Annotated in this window: 17 protein-coding genes; 7 read left to right on the forward strand and 10 right to left on the reverse strand. The window is 45.2% G+C overall.

What is annotated here, in order from left to right; genetic code table 11:
• Window positions 1–36: 36 nt before the first annotated feature.
• Genes H8K33_RS00705 through yjgA form a run of 3 tightly spaced genes read right to left on the reverse strand, consistent with a single transcriptional unit; the run spans window position 37 to window position 1,947 of the window.
• Complete coding sequence (locus H8K33_RS00705) at window positions 37–711, reverse strand: alpha/beta hydrolase (protein WP_186889069.1); 675 nt, start codon at window positions 709–711, stop codon at window positions 37–39.
• Window positions 712–728: 17 nt separating this feature from the next.
• Window positions 729–1,361: a molybdopterin adenylyltransferase gene (gene mog / locus H8K33_RS00710; protein WP_390320215.1), complete on the reverse strand. Its 633-nt coding sequence runs from the start codon at window positions 1,359–1,361 to the stop codon at window positions 729–731.
• The gene (yjgA, locus tag H8K33_RS00715; protein ID WP_186889071.1) at window positions 1,339–1,947 is read right to left on the reverse strand and encodes a ribosome biogenesis factor YjgA; all 609 of its coding nucleotides are present in this window, start codon (window positions 1,945–1,947) and stop codon (window positions 1,339–1,341) included. Before yjgA ends, mog begins: the two co-directional genes overlap by 23 nt.
• A gap of 77 nt (window positions 1,948–2,024) precedes the next feature.
• Here yjgA and pmbA point away from each other — a divergent pair, with 77 nt between their 5' ends.
• Window positions 2,025–3,377: a metalloprotease PmbA gene (pmbA, locus tag H8K33_RS00720; RefSeq protein WP_186889072.1), complete on the forward strand. Its 1,353-nt coding sequence runs from the start codon at window positions 2,025–2,027 to the stop codon at window positions 3,375–3,377.
• Window positions 3,378–3,542: 165 nt separating this feature from the next.
• A complete protein-coding gene (locus H8K33_RS00725; RefSeq protein ID WP_186889073.1) occupies window positions 3,543–4,631 on the forward strand; it encodes a TRAP transporter substrate-binding protein in 1,089 nt (362 codons plus the stop codon).
• Between the two features lie 131 nt (window positions 4,632–4,762).
• Here the strand turns inward: H8K33_RS00725 and H8K33_RS00730 are convergent, their stop codons facing one another.
• The 3 genes from H8K33_RS00730 to argH all read right to left on the reverse strand — a co-directional run bounded on the left by H8K33_RS00730 (window position 4,763) and on the right by argH (window position 8,655).
• On the reverse strand, window positions 4,763–6,424 hold the full coding sequence (locus tag H8K33_RS00730) for a TRAP transporter large permease (protein ID WP_186889074.1): 1,662 nt from the start codon (window positions 6,422–6,424) through the stop codon (window positions 4,763–4,765).
• The gene (locus tag H8K33_RS00735) at window positions 6,424–7,038 is read right to left on the reverse strand and encodes a TRAP transporter small permease subunit (RefSeq protein WP_186889075.1); all 615 of its coding nucleotides are present in this window, start codon (window positions 7,036–7,038) and stop codon (window positions 6,424–6,426) included. The genes H8K33_RS00730 and H8K33_RS00735 overlap by 1 nt, the downstream gene beginning before the upstream one ends.
• 222 nt (window positions 7,039–7,260) lie before the next feature.
• A complete protein-coding gene (gene argH / locus H8K33_RS00740; RefSeq protein WP_186889076.1) occupies window positions 7,261–8,655 on the reverse strand; it encodes an argininosuccinate lyase in 1,395 nt (464 codons plus the stop codon).
• A gap of 469 nt (window positions 8,656–9,124) precedes the next feature.
• Here argH and H8K33_RS00745 point away from each other — a divergent pair, with 469 nt between their 5' ends.
• From H8K33_RS00745 to H8K33_RS00755, 3 genes are all read left to right on the forward strand, one after another.
• The gene (locus tag H8K33_RS00745; protein ID WP_186889077.1) at window positions 9,125–10,156 is read left to right on the forward strand and encodes a sensor histidine kinase; all 1,032 of its coding nucleotides are present in this window, start codon (window positions 9,125–9,127) and stop codon (window positions 10,154–10,156) included.
• Between the two features lie 15 nt (window positions 10,157–10,171).
• On the forward strand, window positions 10,172–11,008 hold the full coding sequence (locus H8K33_RS00750) for a LytR/AlgR family response regulator transcription factor (protein WP_186889078.1): 837 nt from the start codon (window positions 10,172–10,174) through the stop codon (window positions 11,006–11,008).
• A 154-nt stretch (window positions 11,009–11,162) separates the two neighbouring features.
• Window positions 11,163–13,010 carry a sensor histidine kinase gene (locus H8K33_RS00755; protein ID WP_186889079.1) on the forward strand — a complete coding sequence of 616 codons (1,848 nt, stop codon included), beginning with the start codon at window positions 11,163–11,165 and terminating at the stop codon, window positions 13,008–13,010.
• Window positions 13,011–13,050: 40 nt separating this feature from the next.
• On the opposite strand, the gene H8K33_RS00760 is transcribed toward H8K33_RS00755, so the two are convergent.
• From H8K33_RS00760 to kbl, 3 genes are all read right to left on the reverse strand, one after another.
• The gene (locus tag H8K33_RS00760; RefSeq protein ID WP_186889080.1) at window positions 13,051–14,433 is read right to left on the reverse strand and encodes an L-serine ammonia-lyase; all 1,383 of its coding nucleotides are present in this window, start codon (window positions 14,431–14,433) and stop codon (window positions 13,051–13,053) included.
• A gap of 82 nt (window positions 14,434–14,515) precedes the next feature.
• Window positions 14,516–15,466: an NAD-dependent epimerase/dehydratase family protein gene (locus H8K33_RS00765; RefSeq protein WP_186889081.1), complete on the reverse strand. Its 951-nt coding sequence runs from the start codon at window positions 15,464–15,466 to the stop codon at window positions 14,516–14,518.
• A gap of 160 nt (window positions 15,467–15,626) precedes the next feature.
• Window positions 15,627–16,850, reverse strand: a complete 1,224-nt coding sequence (gene kbl, locus H8K33_RS00770) for a glycine C-acetyltransferase (protein ID WP_186889082.1) — start codon at window positions 16,848–16,850, stop codon at window positions 15,627–15,629.
• A gap of 179 nt (window positions 16,851–17,029) precedes the next feature.
• Between kbl and H8K33_RS00775 the strand changes: the two genes are divergently transcribed.
• Window positions 17,030–17,617 carry a helix-turn-helix domain-containing protein gene (locus tag H8K33_RS00775; RefSeq protein ID WP_186889083.1) on the forward strand — a complete coding sequence of 196 codons (588 nt, stop codon included), beginning with the start codon at window positions 17,030–17,032 and terminating at the stop codon, window positions 17,615–17,617.
• Between the two features lie 219 nt (window positions 17,618–17,836).
• Entirely contained in the window at window positions 17,837–19,309 is a 1,473-nt protein-coding gene (gene thrC / locus H8K33_RS00780) for a threonine synthase (RefSeq protein ID WP_186889084.1), read from the forward strand.
• Between the two features lie 65 nt (window positions 19,310–19,374).
• Here the strand turns inward: thrC and H8K33_RS00785 are convergent, their stop codons facing one another.
• Window positions 19,375–21,756 (reverse strand): ATP-binding protein, encoded by a 2,382-nt coding sequence (locus H8K33_RS00785; protein ID WP_186889085.1) that lies wholly within the window; start codon window positions 21,754–21,756, stop codon window positions 19,375–19,377.
• Window positions 21,757–22,108: the final 352 nt, after the last annotated feature.

The following is a 22,108-nucleotide window of genomic DNA, read 5'->3' on the forward strand; positions in this document are numbered from 1 at the left end:
TGCGGGTAGCCCATTTTTATCGAACGGTTGGTTTTCTTATAAAACCTTACGCAACCAGTTGCCGATGTCGATAATTTCTTGTGGCGCTACTGAATGCTGCATCCAATAGTCATGCCATTCGACCGGATACCCCAAACTAATCAGCAGGTCGCGTGATTGTTGTGCGCGTTGAATTGGAATGACAGGATCAACCGTGCCGTGCACCAAGAAGATCGATGTATTTTGATTTGCTGCATGACGTTCTTCTCCGATTTTATCTGCAAGTGGTACGTAACCAGATAAACCCATGATGCCGGCTAATTTTTGTGGATGACGCAAACCAGTTTGCAAGCTCATTGCGCAACCTTGCGAAAAGCCAGCTAGGATGATTTTGTCTGTAGCAATGCCACGCGCATTTTCACGTGCAATCAAGGCTTCGATCTGCTGCTGAGATAGGCGCAAGCCAGCTTCATCTTCACGCTTATTGATGTCGGTGCCCGCAGCGGCAATGTCATACCACGCACGCATAATGTAGCCACCATTTAAGGTGACGGGAATTTGCGGCGCATTTGGAAAAACAAAACGAATCGCCGGGCAATTGCGTAAATCGAGCTCTTTAACGATAGGCACAAAATCGTTGGCATCGGCACCTAAGCCATGCATCCAAATAATGGCGGCGCTAGGGTTGGCGCCGCTTTCGATTTCTACGGTTTCTAAGAGTTCAGTCGTCATGATTTATTCAGGAAATTTTATACTTCAGAAATTTTTACGCGTAGCGCTGATTTTGGGCGGAATACTTTGCAGACCGCTTCATGTGTTTCCACATAGGGGCCACCAATCAAATCGATACAATAAGGCACAGCGGCAAAAATACCAGCGACCAGTTGCTTGCCATCGGCATCCTTCAAACCTTCTAAGGTTTCTTTAATCGACTTCGGTTGACCTGGCAAATTTAAAATTAAGGCCGCGTGATCAGCGGTTTCTCGGATCACGGCAACTTGGCGCGACAAGATAGCAGTCGGCACAAATTGCAAACTGATTTGGCGCATTTGCTCACCAAAACCTGGCATTTCTTTGGTCGCAACGGCGAGCGTCGCTTCTGGCGTGACATCGCGTCGTGCTGGACCTGTACCGCCTGTGGTGATCACCAAATCGCAGCGAGCTTGATCAACTAGATCAATTAAAGCTTGTTCGATCGCTGGACGTTCATCGGGAATTAAACGCGTTTCCATTATCCACGGCGTGCTCAGTGCAGAACCAAACCAAGTTTGCAAAGCCGGAAGACCTTGATCTTGATATACACCAGCGGAAGCACGATCAGAGATCGACACTAAGCCGATCCGCAAAGCACGATCTAAATCAATTGTCGTCATCTTCTGCATCGTAGTCGTTTTCTGCGTCATCGTCGGATGCAGTAGCGGCTTTATTTTTCGCTTGAATTTCTTTCAGAATCTGGAAGATTTCACGATAGGCTTTTGGCGGTTTGTTTTCTGCTTGTTCTTTGCGCGCATTGCGAATTAAGGTGCGCAAATGTTGTACATCGAGTTCAGGATTTTCTGCCATCAATTCGGTCAGCGCTTCATCTTTCGCCAGCAATTTTTCGCGTTTGCGTTCTAGCGAATGCATGGCGGCTGTCTCGGATTTGGAAGCACCTTTCCAGCTATCGATGGTTTTTTGAATCAGCGCAACTTCGGCTTCATCTAAGGTACGCATCTTTTTGCCAACAAATTGCATTTGGCGACGACGGCCTTCGTGGTTGGTGATGTTCTGGCATTCCAGAATGGCGTCGCGCACATCTTCTGGCATAGGAACGCGTTTAACGCGATCACGTGCAGAATCCACTAACTCTTGTCCCATTTTTTGCAGGGCGGTCATTTGACGCTTGAGTTCGGATTTAGATGGACGGTCGTATTCTGGTTCAAACTCGTTGGACTGGTAGCCGCAAGAGCCTCGATTCGGATTTGGCATTGGTAAATCTTCTATAAACTTATTGAAACGACTGCTATGATACTCTCTTTATCCTTTCAGCTAAAGAAACAGAAGCTATGTCTAAACCAGTTTTTACCCATACTCAGGATCAATTTAAACAAATTACCCAGGATATGCTGCGCATTGCCCGTGACAAAGGTGCAACAGATGCGGCGGTAGAAGTCAGCGAAGGCGGTGGTTTGTCGATTAGTGTACGTAAAGGCAAGGTCGAAACCATAGAGCAAAATCGCGACAAAGGCATAGGAATCACGGTTTATGTCGGCAAGAAGCGCGGAAATGCCAGTACTTCTGATTTTTCTATGAAGTCTTTGGAAGATACTGTTGAGGCCGCTTACAACATCGCGCGTTTTACGGCCGAAGATGATTGCGCTGGTTTGCCGGATGTCGAGATGTTAGAAATGCATCCACAAGATTTAAAGTTATTTCACCCTTGGTTAGTCACTGCCGAAGAAGCGATCGATCTGGCATGCCGTACTGAAGCGGCGGCGTATGCAGTCGATAAACGCATTACGAATTGTGAGGGCGCTAGTGTTCATGCACAGCAATCGCATTTTGTTGCGGCTAATTCACGTGGCTTTGTTGGTGGTTATCCATTCTCACGTCACACGATTTCGGTAGCGCCGATCGCGGGCAAGGGCTCAAAAATGCAGCGCGATGATTGGTATAGTTCACATCGTAACCCTAAGAAAATTGCTTCACCTGAAGCGATTGGTCGTTATGCGGCAGAACGTGCATTGGCACGTTTGAATGCCCGCACGATTGATACGCGTAAATGTCCCGTATTATTTGAAGCACCTTTAGCAGCTGGTCTATTGGGTGCTTTTGTGCAAGCCGTTTCCGGCGGCGCTTTGTACCGTAAATCCACATTCTTGCTCGATACTTTGGGTAAGCAAATTTTTCCGAATCACATTCAAGTATTGGAAGATCCGCATGTCTTAGGTGCAGTGGGTTCTTCGCCATTCGATGACGAAGGTGTTAAGACTTTGAAGCGCGAAGTGGTGACGAATGGCGTATTGAATGGTTATTTCCTCTCGACCTATTCAGCGCGCAAATTAGGTATGCAAACGACCGGTAATGCTGGTGGTTCACATAATTTAAATTTGATTTCTAGCTTGACGAAGCGCGGTGATAATTTTGCGCATATGTTGAAGAAAATGGGTACCGGTTTATTGGTCACAGAATTGATGGGGCAGGGCGTGAATTATGTGACGGGCGATTATTCCCGTGGTGCTTCTGGTTTCTGGGTAGAAAACGGTGTGATTCAATATCCGGTTGAAGAAATCACTATCGCTGGCAATATGCGTGAGATGTTTGAAAATATTGTTGCGATTGGTAATGATACTTTGACTCGTGGCACCAAGACGACAGGTTCGATTTTAGTGGATGGAATGACGATCGCCGGAAGCTAAGCCTCGAAGCTTAAGTCCGCACATCGCAATGCACAAGATAGAAGGATTGCTTGTGTAGTAAATTATTAATAGAATGCAATGGGAATTTAAGTCTGGAGTGAAATGCCAACCGTATGGGCAGACTTAATTTGATTAACTCTTTACATTAATAAAAATGGAGATCGCATGGAACGTCGTTCGTTTTTGAAAAAAGCTGCTGTGGGTGCTACTGCCGCAAGTGTGGCCGCACCAAGTCTGGCTGCAGATGCATTGCCAACTTTAAACTGGCGCTTAGCATCAAGTTTTCCGAAAAATTTGGATACGATCTACGGTGCAGCGGAAACTTTTTGTAATCGAGTGAAAGAATTAACCGACGGTAAATTAAATATTCGTCCCTACGCTGCGCCAGAGCTGGTGCCGTTCAACGCGGTATTGGATGCGGTAAAAGATGGCACGGTGGAGATGGGACATACCGCTTCATATTATTACTACGGTAAAGATGCCACTTTTGCTTTTGATTGTGCGGTGCCATTTGGATTAAATTCTCGTCAGCAAACAGCTTGGATGATCCATGGCAACGGCATGAAACTGATGCGTGAATTTTTTGCTGAACACAATGTCGTCAATTTTTTAGGTGGAAATACAGGTACCCAAATGGGTGGTTGGTTTCGAAAAGAAGTAAAGAGTGTCGAAGACTTAAAAGGTTTGAAGTTTCGCGTCGGTGGCTTTGCTGGAAAAGTTTTAGCGAAACTGGGTGTGGTTCCGGTGCAGGTTGCTGGTGGTGAAATTTATACGTCCTTGGAAAAAGGCACAATCGATGCGGCTGAATGGGTAGGCCCTTATGACGATGAAAAACTCGGGTTCAATAAGGTAGCTAAGGTTTATCACTATCCAGGTTGGTGGGAAGGTGGTGCGCAGTTGTCTTTCTACGTCGGTAAAAAAGAGTGGGATAAATTGCCAAAGCTTTACCAAGCAGCGATTGAAGCAGCGAGCTTAGAAGCGCATGTCAATATGCAGGCCAAATATGATGCGCGCAATCCTTCAGCATTGGCGCGTTTGAGCAATGCCAAAGTGGTCTTGAAGCCATTTCCACAAACCGTGATGGAAGCGTGTTTTAATGCAGCGCAAGAAGTCTTTACAGAAGAAGCTGCAACAAATCCGAAATTCAAGAAAATCTATACTGATTGGCTGGCGTTCAGACAGAACCAAACGACATGGTTCCGTTTTGCTGAAGACACTTTTTCACGTTTCAATAGCACGCATAAATTGAAGTAAATTTCAGCTTTTACTAGGTCTACACGCCCTAATATAAAACAAAAGCGCAATCGCGATAATGACTTAATGGCGATTGCGCTTTTTTTATGTAGCATCTAAATCTTGATTCGTTAGTTCAGACGGATAGGGATTTACAGTGAATGCGCAGGAGAGGCTTGCGTTTCACTTTGCTCCTCAGGCATGGGGTCCGTCGATGGGTCTAGCGTTAATGGCTCATCATCAGGCAGATTCAGATTTAATTGAATCTCTTCTTTCTTTATTTCCTGACTATCGACTGATACCAAATTGGGGAAGGCAATAATCAAACCTACCATGATGACTTGGGCGATCACGAAGGGTATTGCTCCCCAATAAATATCGCTGGTCTTCACGATTTTTGGTGCAACTGATCGTAAGTAAAATAAGGCGAATCCAAACGGTGGATGCATAAAGGATGTTTGCATATTCACGCCTAATAAGACGCCAAACCAAATCAAATTAATGCCCAATTTTTCTGCAACGGGTGCGACTAAAGGAACCAAAATAAACGCGAGTTCAAAGAAGTCCAGAAAGAAGGCGAGTACGAAAAATAGAATGTTCACCACGATCAAGAAACCAATTTGACCGCCTGGTAAACCTGTCAATAAATGTTCTACCCAGATATCACCATTGATGCCACGGAACACGAGCGCGAACACCGTTGAACCGATCAAGATAAACATTACAAAGCTAGACAAGCGTGAAGTCGAATCAAGTGCTTGCTTAGTCAGTTTCCAATTTAATCGTCCATTCATCAGCGCTAAGATGATTGCACCAAGTGCACCCATGCCACCACCTTCTGTGGGCGTTGCAATGCCAAGGAAAATCGTCCCCAACACCAAAAATATCAAAGCCAGTGGCGGAATCAGAACAAAAGTAACTTGTTCTGCCATCCGCGATAGCAGACCTATCTTGAATTTCCGGTTGATTAATGCCAGGCAAAAAGCAATCCCAATCCCCACGCTGCCAGAATAGATTCCTAAGGCATCTTTCGCGATTTCTGGATGCAGATTTCTGTAATAGTGGGCAAAGGCAAAGGCAGCGAGGCTGCTGATTGCCAATAAAATCAATAAAGACGGTACACCGCTATCGCCATTGGCTTGACGTAAATTTCGCGCTTCTGCTGGTAAGGCTGGAACCCACTTAGGACGGAACAGCGAAAGCATTAAGATATAGCCGGCATACATCATTGTGAGCAACAATCCTGGTAGGAAAGCTGCTTGATACATATCGCCGACGGAACGGCCTAATTGATCCGCCATGACAATCAATACCAAGGAAGGCGGAATAATTTGTGCCAAAGTGCCTGACGCTGCAATGACGCCAGATGCGACCTTGGGATCGTATCCATACTTCAGCATGATTGGTAATGAAATCAATCCCATTGAAATAACGGACGCTGCTACCACACCAGTTGTTGCTGCAAGTAGGGCACCAACAAAAATCACAGCGTAAGCAACACCACCCCGCAGTGGGCCAAATAATTGTCCTATGGTGTCGAGTAAGTCTTCTGCCATGCCTGATCGCTCGAGGATCAGTCCCATGAAAGTAAAAAACGGGATTGCCAGCAAGGTGTCATTCGACATAATGCCGTAAATACGATTCGGTAGAGCTTGTAAGAGTTCTGGTTTGAGTAAACCAAGTTCTATGCCCACCAAACCAAAAAACAAGCCGTTAGCAGCTAAAGCAAAGGCAACGGGGAAACCAGACAATAAAAAAATGACGAGCGCCGCAAACATAATTGGCGCCAGATTTGCGATCAAAAATGCTTCCATTATGCTTGTTCTCCGCTTGAGTGGTTCGGGAGTTTGTCACGATTGGCCAGTTTGATGGCATCGATTTCTTCTTGTGGTGTTTTGCTCTGTTTATCAAATGCGCTTGCATCGACCAAACCACGCAAGTAGCCAACTCGCTTGATGATTTCGGAGATACCTTGTAGAACCAAAAGAGCAAATCCTAGTGGGATCAACATTTTTGCCGGCCACTCAATTAAGCCGCCAGCATTGCTCGACATCTCTTGGCGGGTGAATGCATTGATCGCGTAGGGAGTGCCTAAATAAAGAATTAGGCCAGCCATCGGCATCAAGAAAAATAGGAATCCGAACAGATCAAGCCAGACCTGAGTGCGTTTAGAAAATTTTCCAGCGATAACATCAATACGCACATGCTCGTTGCGGCGTAAGGTATAGGGAGCAGCAAGCAGAAATACCGCAGAATAGAGATACCATTGGATTTCCATCCACCCATTTGAGCTGTGATTGACACTGTAACGGACGAGAGCATTCCCTGCGCATATCAGTACGGCAGCTAGTAGTGCCCAGCTAAGTACACTGCCGATTTTGTCGTTTGCGCTATCGATTTTTCGCGATAGCGTAAGCAGAAATTGCATGATTGGTCTCCTCGTTTTTGACTTATTCTGATGAATTCAGATTTTATATTTTTGTACAACGTTAAAACGTCATCAGATCTCGCTGCAATTATTGCAATCAAGACGTGATGACGTTTTATTATTTAAGCAATTACTTGCTATGATAATGGATTAAGCTGGCGACTTGTAGCGCAATCGAACGAGTCAAGACGAAAAACAGACAGCCAGTCTTGTTTATTGCGCTTAGCTAAGTTGCTCGCGTAATCGTGCAATCGCGAGTTTGACCTGATTTGGTGCGGTACCACCGATGTGGTCACGTGCTGCAACCGAACCTTCCAAAGTCAATACTTCAAATACATCAGCTTCAATGAGTTGGCTAAAGCTTTGTAATTCAGCCAGTTGCATATCACTAAGATCACAGCCCTTGTCGACGCAAGTACGAACTGCCAGTGCAACAGCTTCGTGTGCATCACGGAAAGGTAAGCCTTTCTTCACCAAATAATCAGCTAAGTCCGTTGCGGTTGCATATCCTTGCAAAGCTGCGGCACGCATCGCATCTGGTTTGACGGTAATGCCGCTTGCCATATCGGCGAAAATTCGTAAGGTATCGACTAGTGTATCGACTGTGTCAAACAAGGGTTCTTTGTCTTCTTGATTATCTTTGTTATAGGCTAAAGGTTGACCCTTCATCAACGTCAACAAGGCGATTAAGTTGCCATTGACGCGTCCGGTTTTGCCGCGAGCCAGCTCAGGTACATCGGGGTTTTTCTTTTGCGGCATGATTGAAGAGCCGGTGCAGAAGCGATCTGCAATATCGATAAAGCCAACGCGTGGACTCATCCAAATAATCAATTCTTCCGACATGCGTGAAATATGCGTCATGACCAAAGACGCTGCAGCACAGAATTCAATCGCAAAATCACGATCCGACACCGCATCTAAAGAATTGTGACAGACATCGTCAAAACCCAAAGTGCGAGCGACGCGTAGGCGATCAATCGGAAAGGTTGTACCCGCTAATGCCGCTGCACCCAGAGGCAAGCGATTCACACGTTTGCGACAATCTGCCATGCGCTCGGCATCGCGCCCAAACATTTCTACATAAGCCAGAATATGATGACCAAACGTGATCGGTTGTGCCACTTGCATGTGGGTAAAGCCTGGCAAGATGGTATCGCTATGTTTCTCTGCCAAATCTAATAAAGCTAAGCGGAAGGCTGCGATTAATTCAATGATGTTATCAATCGCATTGCGCATGTATAAACGAATATCCGTGGCAACTTGATCATTGCGTGAACGCCCGGTGTGCAGACGTTTGCCCGCATCGCCAACCAATTCAGTCAAGCGTTTTTCAATATTCAGATGCACATCTTCCAAGTCGAGCAACCAGGTGAACTGGCCCGATTCAATCTCCGCACTGATTTGTGCCATGCCGCGTTGAATGTCCGCATAATCTTGCGCACTGATGATTTGTTGGGCTTGCAACATCTCGGCATGTGCGAGTGAGCCTTGGATATCGACAGTCGCCATGCGATTATCAAAAAATACCGAAGCGGTGTAGCGTTTCACCAAATCAGAGACAGGTTCAGAGAAGCGTGCTGACCAAGCCTCGCTTTTTTTGGAAAATTGTGATGTCATAGTGGCTGTAAATTAAGATAAATAGTGAAACTGCAAAAACAAGTTGAAGTTTGTTGAGCAAACAGGCTGATGAAGCTTGTTTAGGGTAAAAAGCGATTGTGTCGCTTTGCCTAGACCTGATAAATCATCTCTAATAGAAATTACTGCACATTCACCATGGTTTGGTTTTGCACCCTTATTTCTAAGTTCATTGTTAAGTTTAAGCGGACTTCTTTTGCAGTGTAAAAATCATCGTGGATTATACCGCGAGTAGCAGCAGACTTTTGGGGTTTCGCCGTATTTGTCCTTAAGCTCTGTGAATGAGATCGTAATCAAGCTTGATCTGCTTTGATTGTATTTAGGACTAGATCTATAGCAGATCTAGAACCAGATCCTCGTCGGCCTTAGTCACCGCGGAGCTTTTTTAGACGGTAATTGCGGTCATTTTGGCAGTTCATAAAAATTGATAAGAATTTAAAAATTAATAGAAATGAAGAAAGACGAAGAAAAATCCGAGTTATTAATCCCTGATTGCTGTAATTTGGGTATCGTTGTTCGCGTACTGGTTTCAAGTAATTTGTTGGTCCTTTTGTGCTTAATGGCAAGAGGACAGGGCTGGGCACAAAATTTTCAGGATTTTGTAGAAACCTCCATGTTGGTTGAGTCGATTTGTCTGCTTTCTTTATTATTTTTATGCGGCTTTCGACGAGTGCTTGAGCGAGAGCCTGCATCTGCTTGGATGCAAAGAATCGTCTGCGGTACGGTGCCAGCTTTGGTTTGCTATGTCGTGATCTTTGTTTTGGGCGATTTGGAATGGTTTGCCTATAGCTTTCCTAATTTGGACATGTTGCTGGCAATTTTGTTTTGCTTTGTGATTGGGCTAGGTTTCCAGCATTATTTTGAATTGCGTACTAAGGCGTTTTCACCCGCCTTAGGCGAGGCGCGTTTGCAAGCTTTACAAGCCAGAATACGTCCACATTTTTTATTTAATAGCTTGAATGCGGTATTGTCGTTGATTCGTACTGAGCCACGACGTGCTGAGACTGCCTTAGAAGATTTGGCAGATTTGTTTCGCGCCTTAATGCGTGATACTAGAAATATGTCAACGCTGGCAGATGAAATTATCTTGTGTAAACAGTATTTGGCGATTGAAAAAATTCGTTTGGGCGACCGCTTGGAGGTCGATTGGCAACTGCAAGAACTTCAGCAAATTGAACTGAGTGCGACAAAAGTACCTGCATTATTGTTACAACCTTTGATAGAGAACGCGATCCATTATGGCGTGGAGCCAGCAACAAATTTGGCACCTATATGTATTTCAATTCAAAAAAGCTTGGATAAAATTGAAGTCAAAGTGATAAACAACTATTATCCACATGCACAGCTCTCAAAAGGCAATCATATGGCATTGGATAATATACGACAGCGTTTGAAGTTGCTTTACGATATAGAAGCACAATTACAAACTAGTCAAACCGATGACAAATTTGTTGTGCAGCTGACTTTTCCTGATAAATCCTAATTCCGAACTAATTCAATGACGATGACTTCTTTGCGTATTTTGATTGTTGATGACGAGGCTCCAGCCAGAGTGCGTATGAAAACGCTGATAGGTGATATACAGGAAAACTGCGCTTGTGAATTGCTTGATGAAGCTGCCGATGGACAAACAGCACTCGACATTATTGTGGATAAGCAACCAGATGTTGTGTTACTTGATGTGCAAATGCCGGGTATGACAGGAATTGAATTGGCGCAGCATATTGCCAATGCCGAATTAAGTGTACGCCCGTCAATTATCTTCGTGACCGCCTATGACGAGTATGCATTGCAAGCGTTCGAAGTGCATGCGATGGATTATCTACTTAAGCCCGTCAAAGCTTCGCGGCTGCAAGATGCACTGGTAAGAATTCAGGCATTTCGGCAGCAAAATAATGCGCAAATACAGCAAGAGAAGTTGCGCGAATCACTCAAAACTATTCCAAAAGTTCGGCAAAATTTTTCTGTCTTGGAAAAAAATCGTGTCCTACTTATTCCCGTCCGAGATGTATTGTTTTTGAAGGCAGAGCAGAAGTACGTGACGATACAAACCTCATCCCGCGCATATCTGACCGAAGAGTCATTGGTCTCGATTGAATCTGAATTGGGCGAAGTTTTTGTACGCGCTCATAGGAATGCCTTGATCGCAAGAAACGCGATTCTTGGCGTCGAGCGTGCCGTTCATATTAGTGAAACAGATCTCGATCTCGATAAACAAGATAAGCAAGAGTCGGAGAAAGTGATTGATAGTTGGCAGGTGATCGTGCACGGCTCTGATGAACGTTTGCCGATTTCACGACGGCAGTGGCCCGTCATTAAATCCTTAGTTCGCTAATAGGCTGATTGAGCGTGATTGAGTGTGAATGAGTATGAAGTAAGCTTGTCGTTGAATTCAAATTGTGTGGGTTGTCCGAAGTCGAATGTGATACTGGATTGATGAAATTGGCCTTGCTAAATTCGTGTAACCAGAAATTCTTTGCGAGGCAGATATGCAAGTTGATGTCGATCCGAATGAGACTTTACATGTGCAAGAAGGTCGAGACCGCATTCAAATCAATGAGGTCGGGATTAAGCTTCTGTTTGGCATCGCAGTCACAGCATTCTTTGCCTGTGCTTTCGCATTTCTCGCCAATCTCTATTTTAGTAAGGGAATAGGAAATGGTGGTGCGGTTGTTGGTATGTTGATCGCTGCGCTTGTCGTGTTATTTCTGCGACTTGGAAAAGTAAAATCTGCCTTGGTGATGATTCTTTGGGGATTTGCTTTGATCCCAATCGTATTTGGTTTTCGTACCTTTGGATTTAATGCGCCAGGCATAGTCTGCGTACCTATTTCCATTATGGCCGCAAGCTGGGCTTTGTCTGTACGCCATGCGATTGCGATGACTGCCAGCGCTTGCCTTGCATGTGTCGCTTACTTCATCTTGATTCAACAGGGTGTGATCAACCCGGTGCAGCCAGATTTGTCGGCGCGCTTATTAATTTTGATTGGCGTGTTGGTCATCGCCTTATTACTAGGTCTAGTCGGCGTGTGGGCATTGCGCCATGAGTTTTCCAGAGTCCGTGAATTAGGTGTGTCGCTTGAGGCCAAGGCACAGGAACTTAGTCGTTCAGAAGCTTCATTTTCCGCACTATTTTTGTCCAATCCTTTGCCTTCTATTTCCGGTGATATAGACGGGCGGCTGATCGATGTTAATCATGCCTTCATCAGCGATTTTGGCTACGCACGTGAGCAATTACTGAATCAGTCTATCGACAGCTTGCACATCTTTGAAAGTGAAGACCAACGCAAAATAATTGCACGTCAAACTTTGGGGAAGGGCGTGATCGGATATCCAGTGATGATGCGGCTTGCGAGTGGTGAGATGCGCAATTTTTTGGTGAGTACTGCTACTTTTGAATTGTCTGATGGTTGGCGCTTCGTTGCATTATTTTTGGATCAGACGGATCGCTTGGCTGCAGAGCAGGCGCAACATATATTGAACGTCGAATTAGAGCAGCGGGTCGTGACCAGAACTGCGGAGCTAAGCGAGGCATTGCAAACATTAAAGCGCACCCAAAGTGAGTTGGTGCAATCAGAAAAATTGGCTTCATTAGGATCGATGGTTGCTGGCATCGCGCATGAATTAAATACGCCGGTAGGCAATGCGTTAATGGTAGCGAGCGCTTTACAAGATCAGCAAACACAGTTTGAAGCAGGCTTAGACGGGGGATTATCACGTTCACATCTAAATCACTTCTTGGTGTCGGTACATGATTCCGCCGACATATTGAATCGAAATCTCCGCAGAACAGCCGATTTGATTAATAGTTTTAAGCAAGTCGCGGTTGATCAGACTAGTGAGCAAAGGCGACGATTTAATTTGCATGAAGTTGCACATGAAGTGGTTGTTACTATGAGTCCTGCTTTGCGTAAAACCTCGCATCAATTGATTAATCAAGTACCTGAAGGCATATTGCTCGATAGCTTTCCCGGTCCTTTGGAACAGGTGCTCATGAATTTAACCAACAATGCCTTACGTCATGGTTTTGAAGGGAAGCAGAATGGACAGATCTTGCTACAAGCTAGTTTACTTCCCGATAGTTGGGTGCAAATACTTTTTTCTGATGATGGAGTAGGAATTGATGAGCATAGTCTGCAAAAAATATTTGATCCATTTTTTACGACCAAATTAGGGCAGGGAGGCTCTGGACTTGGCTTGAGTATTGCTTACAACATCGTCACTGCGATGCTTGGTGGTCGTATTGAAGTGACAAGTGAAGTCGGCAAAGGAACCCAATTTATGATTGAAATTCCTTTGACCGCCAGCACCGAACTGGCGGAACCTACTCTAATTTGACGGGCAGAATTGCTGAATTACTAGTGAGACGTCATCCAGATTAGCAAGCAGCGTGATTGACGGTGACCACATGGATCGCCAGGCCGCCCAAAGAGGTTTCTTTGTATTTTGCTTGCATATCGAAGCCGGTCACGCGCATGGTTTCGATGACTTGATCCAAACTAACGTGGTGGGTGCCATCACTCTTCAATGCCAATGAAGCTGCTGTAATTGCTTTGACCGCACCCATGCCATTACGCTCAATACATGGAATTTGTACTAATCCACCGATAGGGTCACAAGTCATGCCGAGATGATGTTCGATGCCAATTTCGGCAGCTGATTCGATTTGCTCATTACTGCCACCTAATGCGGCGGTTAAGCCAGCCGCAGCCATGGCGCAAGCCACGCCAACTTCACCTTGGCAGCCAATTTCCGCACCGGAGATAGATGCATTTTTCTTGCACAGCATACCGATTGCCGCAGCCACCAACATAAATTCACGGATGCCTTTAACTGGATCGCTAGGATGACAATCTTGTGAATAGTATTTGATGATAGCGGGAATAATGCCGGCAGCGCCATTGGTTGGTGCAGTGACGACACGGCCGCCTGCCGCATTTTCTTCATTGACCGCCATCGCGTACAAACTCACTTTATGCATACCATCATGTGGCAGGCTGTTATGGGTTTCATTAGCAGTCAGCCAGAGCTTGGCTGCACGGCGTTGCACATGTAAGCCGCCTGGCAATTCACCAGTGATTTTCAAGCCACGTTCTATGCAGGAATTCATTACAGCCCAGATTTTATCTAAGCCCGCGTCTAGCTCTGCTTCAGTGCAATGACTGAGTTCATTGGCGCGCAAGAGTGCTGCTAAAGAGAGTCCAGTGCTTTTGCCATGCGCTAATAATTCTGCCATGGTGCCGAAAGGATAGGGTACGCTGACCGCAGGTACCGCAACCGTACTCGCATTGGTATTTAATTCTTCTTCGGTGTAGATAAAGCCGCCACCAGTGGAATAGAAGGTTTGACTATGTTGGCTACCGTCGGTACGTGTCAAAGTAAAGCGCAGGCCGTTGGGATGGCCTGGTAAGACTTCTTTTTTATGCCAGAGCACATCATCCAAAATATCAAAATCTACTTTGACTTTGCCCAGCAAATGCATGACACCCGATTGCGCCAGTTCTGCCAGTTTGTCATCGACGGTATCAGGAACGACGTCTTGTGGCGTTTCGCCCATCAAACCTAGCAAAACTGCTTTGTCAGTGGCGTGACCCAGACCAGTGAGTGCGAGTGAGCCGTATAAGGCCACTTGTACTTTGTGTGCCTGATCTAAATTCGGACATTCCAGCAAAAAACGACGTGCCGCAATCATCGGTCCAACTGTATGAGAACTAGAAGGGCCGACGCCAATTTTAAACAGATCAAACACACGCATGTCCATGCCAATATTCCTTATTTCGAGACCACAATAGAAAATGTTTTACTGATGAAACGATCTCTGAATCAGAATATTTTCATTCTGATTAGCTGGTAACTTTCACATTTTTCAGCATGTCTGTTACCAATGCAGGGAGATCAACTTCTGCCTTCCAACCCCAATCGTTGTAAGCAGCCTCGTCATTCAAACTTTGTGGCCAACTTGCAGCGATTGCCTGACGGCTATCCGGGGCGTAGTGTACCTGAAAGTTTGGTAAGTTTTTAGTAATTTCACTTGTGAGTTCTTGTGGGTTAAAGCTCATACCACTGACGTTATATGAAGAACGAATTTTGACCTTTTCTGCCGGTGCGTCCATCAAGCTAATCGTTGCACGAATGGCGTCTGGCATGTAAATCATCGGCAAAGATTGTTGCGCTTCGAGGAAGCAAGAATAAGCTTCACCTTTTAGCGCAGAATGGAAAATCGCAATCGCATAATCAGTGGTGCCGCCACCTGGAGGCGACTTGTAACTGATGATGCCCGGGTAGCGTATGCTGCGTACATCCACATTGTATTTCTGGAAGTAGTATTCACACAGACGTTCGCCCGCCAGTTTGCTAATGCCGTAAATCGTGTTCGGATCCATCACTGTGTATTGCGGCGTGTTGACGGCTTCGGTATTCGGGCCAAATGCCGCGATGGAAGATGGCCAGAAGACTTTCAATGGCTTGCCAGCTTCACCGCGGATACGTGCCAATTCCAAAATGTTCAGCAAGCCATCCATGTTCAAAGTCCAGGCTTTTAAGGGTGCTTTTTCACCTGTTGCCGATAATAGTGCCGCGAGTTGATAGACTTGTGTGATCTCATACTTGTCATGAATTTCTGCCAGACGCTCTGTATTCAATACATCCACGACTTCATAGATTTTTGCACCGTACAAGCTGCTAGGGCTGATGTCTGCGGCGATCACATTCTCTGCGCCGTGCTGCGCCGCTAATGCGTCAACCAATTCGCTACCGATTTGACCGTTAGCACCGATGACTAAAATACGTTCCATGTTTTTTCCTAATTTTTCTTAAGAGTGACTTCAATTCAAAACCCCTCAACGCCGAGACGCTGAGGCGCAGAGATGGTCGGAAACAGAGAAAACCTCTCTTTTAAGGTTTTCCTCCGCGTCTCTGCGCCTCGGCGTTGAGGGGTTTTATTTATTTTTGATATTACTTAATTAAACCCAATTCACGACCCGCCTGCGCAAATGCAGCGAGGGCTGTTTCTAATTGCTCTTTGCTGTGCGCTGCTGATAACTGCACGCGCACTCGCGCCTGACCCATAGGTACGACTGGGTAGAAGAATCCCGTCACTAACACGCCAAGTTCATACATACGTGCTGCAAATTTTTGGGCGACTGGTGCATCAAACAGCATCACTGGAACCACAGGGTGTGTACCTGGTTTGATGGTGAAGCCTAAGGCTTCGATTTCTTTACGGAAGAAGGCGGTGTTTTCATGCAGGCGATCACGCAATTCGGTGGACTTGGATAAACGTTCCAATACCGCTAAAGACGCGCCAGCAATGGATGGGGCGAGCGTATTCGAAAACAAATAAGGACGTGATTTTTGACGCAGGGTGTCGATGACTTCTTTGCGCGCTGCGGTAAATCCACCCATCGCGCCGCCTAAAGCTTTACCTAAAGTACCGGTAATGATATCGATACGACCCATCACATTGTGATGCTCATGTGTGCCACGACCCGTTTTGCCGAGGAAGCCAGATGCATGGCATTCGTCGATCATTACTAAGGCATCATATTTATCAGCCAGATCGCAGATCTTGTCGAGTTGAGCAATCGTGCCATCCATAGAGAAAGCACCGTCGGTGACGATGACGCGATGGCGTTTGTCGGCGGCTGCTTGTAATTGCTTTTCCAGATCGGCCATGTCGTTATGAGCGTAGCGGAAGCGTGCTGCTTTACACAGACGAATGCCGTCAATGATCGACGCATGGTTCAATGCATCGGAAATAATTGCATCGTTTTCGTCAAACAATGGCTCGAATACACCACCATTCGCATCGAAAGCTGCGGCATACAAAATCGTGTCTTCCATGCCGAGGAAATCTGCAATCGCGCGTTCTAATTGTTTGTGTACCGTTTGCGTACCGCAGATGAAGCGCACAGAGGATAGACCGTAGCCATATTGCTCAGTTGCTTTGATCGAAGCTTGTACGGTTGCTTCATCGCCAGATAAGCCCAGATAGTTATTGGCACACAGATTAATTAACTGACGACCATCATCGCATTGCACTAAGGAACCCTGACGAGATGAGATCACACGCTCAGGCTTATACAGACCTTGTTCACGCAAACTATCCAGATTGCTGGCTAATCCAGTGAAAAAAGAATTCTTTTTGGCGCTCACGCTTGTATTCAGGTTGGTGCTCATTTTTATCTCCTGACAGGAAAGGGGCTTCTGGTATGATGGAAAAGATTAAGAACATTGTTTTCGATTATATTTTCTTGGAAATTTTGAAAATATACTATTTTTTCTAAAATTCGATATATCGAACTAAAATTCAATATAACGAATATTATCTATGCTTATTTAATTTTGCAAGCGAAACTATGAAAAAAGTGATTGCACCAGTGACAACGCCCGCGGCGCCACCTGAGGTTGGGGTTACCTTACAGCGTTTACGGCTAGAAAGAGGGCTAACTTTGGAAGACTTATCCCGCACTGCGGGAGTGTCGAAGTCAATGTTGTCTCAAATTGAAAGAGAAAAAGCCAATCCAACGATTGCGGTCGCTTGGCGTCTTGCAAATGCGCTTGGCATCGGTATGGCTGAGTTGTTGACATCCGAAGCACCGAAAATTGATTTGATTCGCATGTTAGAACCGCATGAGACACCGACCTTGCCGGGCGAACATTCTGGCTATGTATTAAAAATATTAGGTCCGATGGAACTGGCCGGACGTTTCGAATGGTATGAGTTAATTCTCGCGCCCGGCGGTGCCTTGGTGTCTAATCCGCATGATCCGGGTACATCGGAACACTTAACCTTGATTGCTGGCAGTATCGAGGTCGAAGTCGATGGGGCAAAGAAAAAACTCAAGGTGGGTGGCACTGCTCGGTATGATGCGGATCGTACTCATGCGATTCGTAATGTGGGTAAGACGGAAGCCAAAGCATTGATGGTGGTGACGCATAGATAGTTTGGTGCTGCTTTTCTTTGTAAGAATTTTTGCGTGATGACTCTTTATTTAGGTGAATTTCTTTCATTCCTAGTTTGTTTTTGATCGGTCTTGGCCGATTCCATGGAAAATTTGCCGCTTCTTTGATGGAAATTCGCTTCGTGCTGAATTTCCTGCTGCAATGCAAGATATAATTAAGCTGAATCCCTTCTTTGCTTACTTTTATCTTTAATCTCAATCATGCAATACCTGTCCACTCGCGGTTACGCAGCATCTTCTGATTCTACTGTTTCATTTTCTGAAATCTTACTTGGCGGTTTAGCACCAGATGGTGGCCTGTATTTGCCGAAGTCATATCCGCAGGTAAGCCCTGATGAATTAAATGCATGGCGCAATTTAAGCTATGCTGATTTGGCCTTCGAGGTGTTGCGTAAGTTTGCAAGCGATATCCCAGAATCAGATTTGAAAGCGATTACGACTAAAACTTACACCGCTGAGGTATATAAGAATGCGCGTCAAGACGAATCTGCATTAGCAATTACGCCGCTCAGAACCTTACAAGAAAAAGATGGCTTTAAGCTCATCTTGCAGGCATTGTCAAATGGTCCAACCTTAGCATTTAAAGATATGGCGATGCAGTTACTCGGTAATTTGTTCGAGTATGCATTGGCAAAGAATCATTCTGAACTGAATATTTTTGGTGCAACCTCAGGAGACACCGGTAGTGCGGCAGAATATGCCATGCGCGGGAAAAAAGGCATACGGGTTTTCATGCTATCGCCACATAAGAAAATGAGCGCATTTCAAACTGCGCAAATGTTTAGTCTGCAAGATCCGAACATTATCAATATCGCGGTGAATGGGGTGTTTGATGATTGTCAGGACATGGTAAAAGCAGTGTCGAATGATCTGGAATTTAAGCGTCGTCAAAAAATTGGCACCGTCAATTCGATCAATTGGGCACGTGTTGTTGCCCAAGTCGTTTATTACTTCCGCGGCTACTTGTCGGCGACCACTAATAATGATCAACAAGTTTCGTTCACGGTTCCTTCTGGTAATTTTGGAAATATTTGTGCTGGTCACATTGCGCGTATGATGGGTTTGCCGATTGCACAGTTAGTCGTCGCAACGAATGAAAATGATGTGTTGGACGAATTCTTCCGTACGGGTATTTATCGCGTGCGTAAGTCTGCCGAGACTTATCACACGACTAGTCCATCAATGGATATTTCTAAAGCTTCAAACTTTGAACGTTTTATTTATGACTTGCTCGACGGCGATACCGCACGTCTGGCGGCCTTGTTCAAGAAGGTTGACACCGAAGGTGGCTTTGATTTGTCAGGCCAAGCGGGTAGTGATGGTGATGAGTTTAAGAAAGTTGCTCAGTTTGGATTCGTCTCGGGTAAATCTATACATGCTGATCGTCTGCAAACCATACGCCAAGTTGAGCAAGATTATGGTGTGACTGTCGATACGCACACCGCCGACGGTATTAAAGTGGCACGTGAATACATGCAAGCTGGTGTGACCATGATCGTGCTGGAGACTGCATTGCCAGCAAAGTTTAACGAAACTATACGTGAAGCCTTGGGACGTGATGCGGAGCGACCAGCGGGTTTTGAAAATATCGAAAGCTTGCCACAACGCTTTGAAGTGATGGATGCTGACGTCAGCAAAATCAAGGCCTTGATTGCTGCGCATACAGGTCTATAAAAATGGGCGGGTGAGCATCGATGAACGATGTTCACCCAGTGGTGCTGAGTTGGCTCGTTCTTTCTTCAAGACTCAAGGGATTTGTTGCCAGAATTTGCCAGTGGTAAGGTAAAGTAAAAACTGGAACCCTGTCCTTCAATGGAATTGAATCCTATCTCGCCTTGCATGCGTTCCACCATTTCCTTGCAAATCGATAATCCTAAGCCCGTGCCACCTTTGCGTCGTGTGCTGCTGCTATCAACTTGAGAAAATTTCTTAAATAAGCGATCTTGATATTGCTGTGGAATCCCTTCGCCATAATCTTTCACCGTAAATTTGACGCTGTTAGCCAGTTTAGTGATGCTAATCTCAACCTTGTTTCCCGACTTGGAAAATTTTGCGGCATTCGATAATAGATTTGACATGACTTGGTGTACGCGCTGTGGATCTGCTTTTACCGTCAGTTCTTGCTCTGGCTGATCAAATTCAAAGCGGATTTGATATTGTCGGGCGAAGCTTTGATTATTTTCTATGCTTGTCGTTATCAGGGAGCTAGCCTCCAATTCTTGCAGCTTAAATTCCATTTTTCCCGCAACTAATTTATCCATGTCTAAAATGTCATTGATGATTAGTGCAAGTTGCTGTCCATTCTGTAATGCGATGTGAATCATGCGAGCCAGAGATTCTGGTAAATGACCGAAAATGCCACCTTCTATCAGTTTTAAAGAGCCAATAATCGAGGTGAGTGGTGTTCTCAGTTCATGACTAACGATAGAGACAAATTCACTTTGCATCAGCTCTAGATATTTGCGTTCGCTAATATCGCGCAACACAAAGATGACGTCGGTCTGGTTTTTTTGCTGGGTGAAAGAAATACTAAATTCGATGTGAATATCATTACCCAAATAATCTTTAATGATATTTTCACGCTTAAAGTAAGCGGAGTCTGCGACCGACTGCGCCACTTGTTGTGTCGCTGATGATTGAATGAAGTGCTCGACTTCAGCCAGTAAGTCTGGATTGTCTTCTCCACACAATAGCTGGAAAAAATCGACACTGAGAAAACCTTCGTCAGGGAACTTTAAGATACTGACTGCCGCTGGATTAATACTTAGCACGACACCGTTGATCGTGGTGCAAATGATTCCTTCCGCGACATTACTGAGTATCGCCTGGGTATATTCGGCATTTGCATTGATTTGCTTTTCCGCGGCAACACGTCGACTGATATCGATGATTTGAAAAATCCAATAGGCTTTTTCTAGCTTTTCATAATTGATGAATGCAAGACTGAGCAAGCAGGTGACATCTTGTCCGTTACGATGTTTCAAATTTAGTTCGTATTGCAAACTATTTTTATTCTGTGCTTGCCATTCTTGTCGCAAATTTTGAATTGCTAAGTTCGGCGCGATTTCTGCTAATGAAATCTTTCTTAACTCGGTTTCTTTGTATCCCAAGATTTGGCACAGCATAGGATTGGCGCTGATCCATTCACCATCTTCATTGACTAAGGCCATACCTTGCGGTGCGGTATTAAAAGCCCGCATAAAGCGTTGCTGGCTTTCGTTGAGCGCAAAATAGGAGCGAGATTGATGCCGATAAAATTGGAAAGTTTTTGCGATCAGAATACTCAATATGAGTGCTACCGACCAACCCGCCAATCTTTGTATGTGAGTAAATAAATGATTTTGATCAGTGGGTGCTGTCATCGCCTGAATTTCAATTCGACGACCGGGGGCGTTCACTTTTAGGCGGCTAACGATACTATGCTGTGCATCAATCTTTCCATAGAGCGGTTTGGCATTTGGAGCAAGATCAAGATCAATAATCGCAAATTGCAATTGCAATTCTTCGCCCCGTCGTTTCGCTTTCGCAAAAATTAATTCAGCGTCCAGTACGGTGCTGACCAGGCCCCAATATTTTCCATTTTCTAAAAAAACCGGTACACGATAGGCTAAACCAATACCACCTTGCATCAGTTTTAACGGCCCGGCAAGTGCAGGGCGTTGACTGCTGATGACACGTTCAACCGCTGGCCATTGATCTTTGTTCTCAGGAAAATACATACCTAATGCCGACTCATTTCCCAAACGTGGGGCGATGGTTTGAATCCGGTTGTCGGGAGCCAGAGTGATGTTGCGAATGCTGGATTCTTGTTTTTGCAGGCTAATTAGCCATGGCTCAATTTCAGCGAGTTTGTAATCACCTTTCTTTACTTGAATAAATGCGACCAAACCAGAAGCAAGATGTATCGTTGCATTCAATTCTGATTCGAGAATCGCACGCACTTCGCCAGCGTGGCTAATGATTTTTTGCCGATCTAGGCTTTCCTGCCTACTGTGTTCCTCAAATAAAATGAGTTCGGTGGCGATTCCAGTCCCGATAAATACAATCAATGGCAACAGACGTCCCAGCAGACGGCGGCCAAAGGATTCATGTTCTAAAAATCTGAGTGGAGGTAGTGACATTCGTCGGATCGGCAGAGGATTTCTTTTGATTCAAACATATTCGAGGGTTTCTGTCTTGATTTTGCCTTATTTCCTCTATGGAATGTTGTAAAGGCACGATGTCGATTTGAAAAATGCTCGGTTTTCATATGCTTCGATGTCATTTTGGAAAAAATAGGCAGCGCTTGTTCTATTTTGGCGCGCTTAGCGATCCTTCATGCACTGTTGTGGACAGACTTGCAGAATCTTCGACATGCACGACGAAATCGACTACATGACAGTGACTGATCTTAGTTTAAATACAGTGAATGGGCGGCCTATTCCTTGTTTTGTGCAGTCTGTCTGAAAGCCGCTACCTCCTTGTTGGGATTGC

Origin of the sequence: Affinundibacterium amnicola (assembly GCF_014284275.1) — a bacterium.
In the GTDB taxonomy this organism is placed as follows: Bacteria; Pseudomonadota; Gammaproteobacteria; order Burkholderiales; family Burkholderiaceae_D; genus Undibacterium; species Undibacterium amnicola.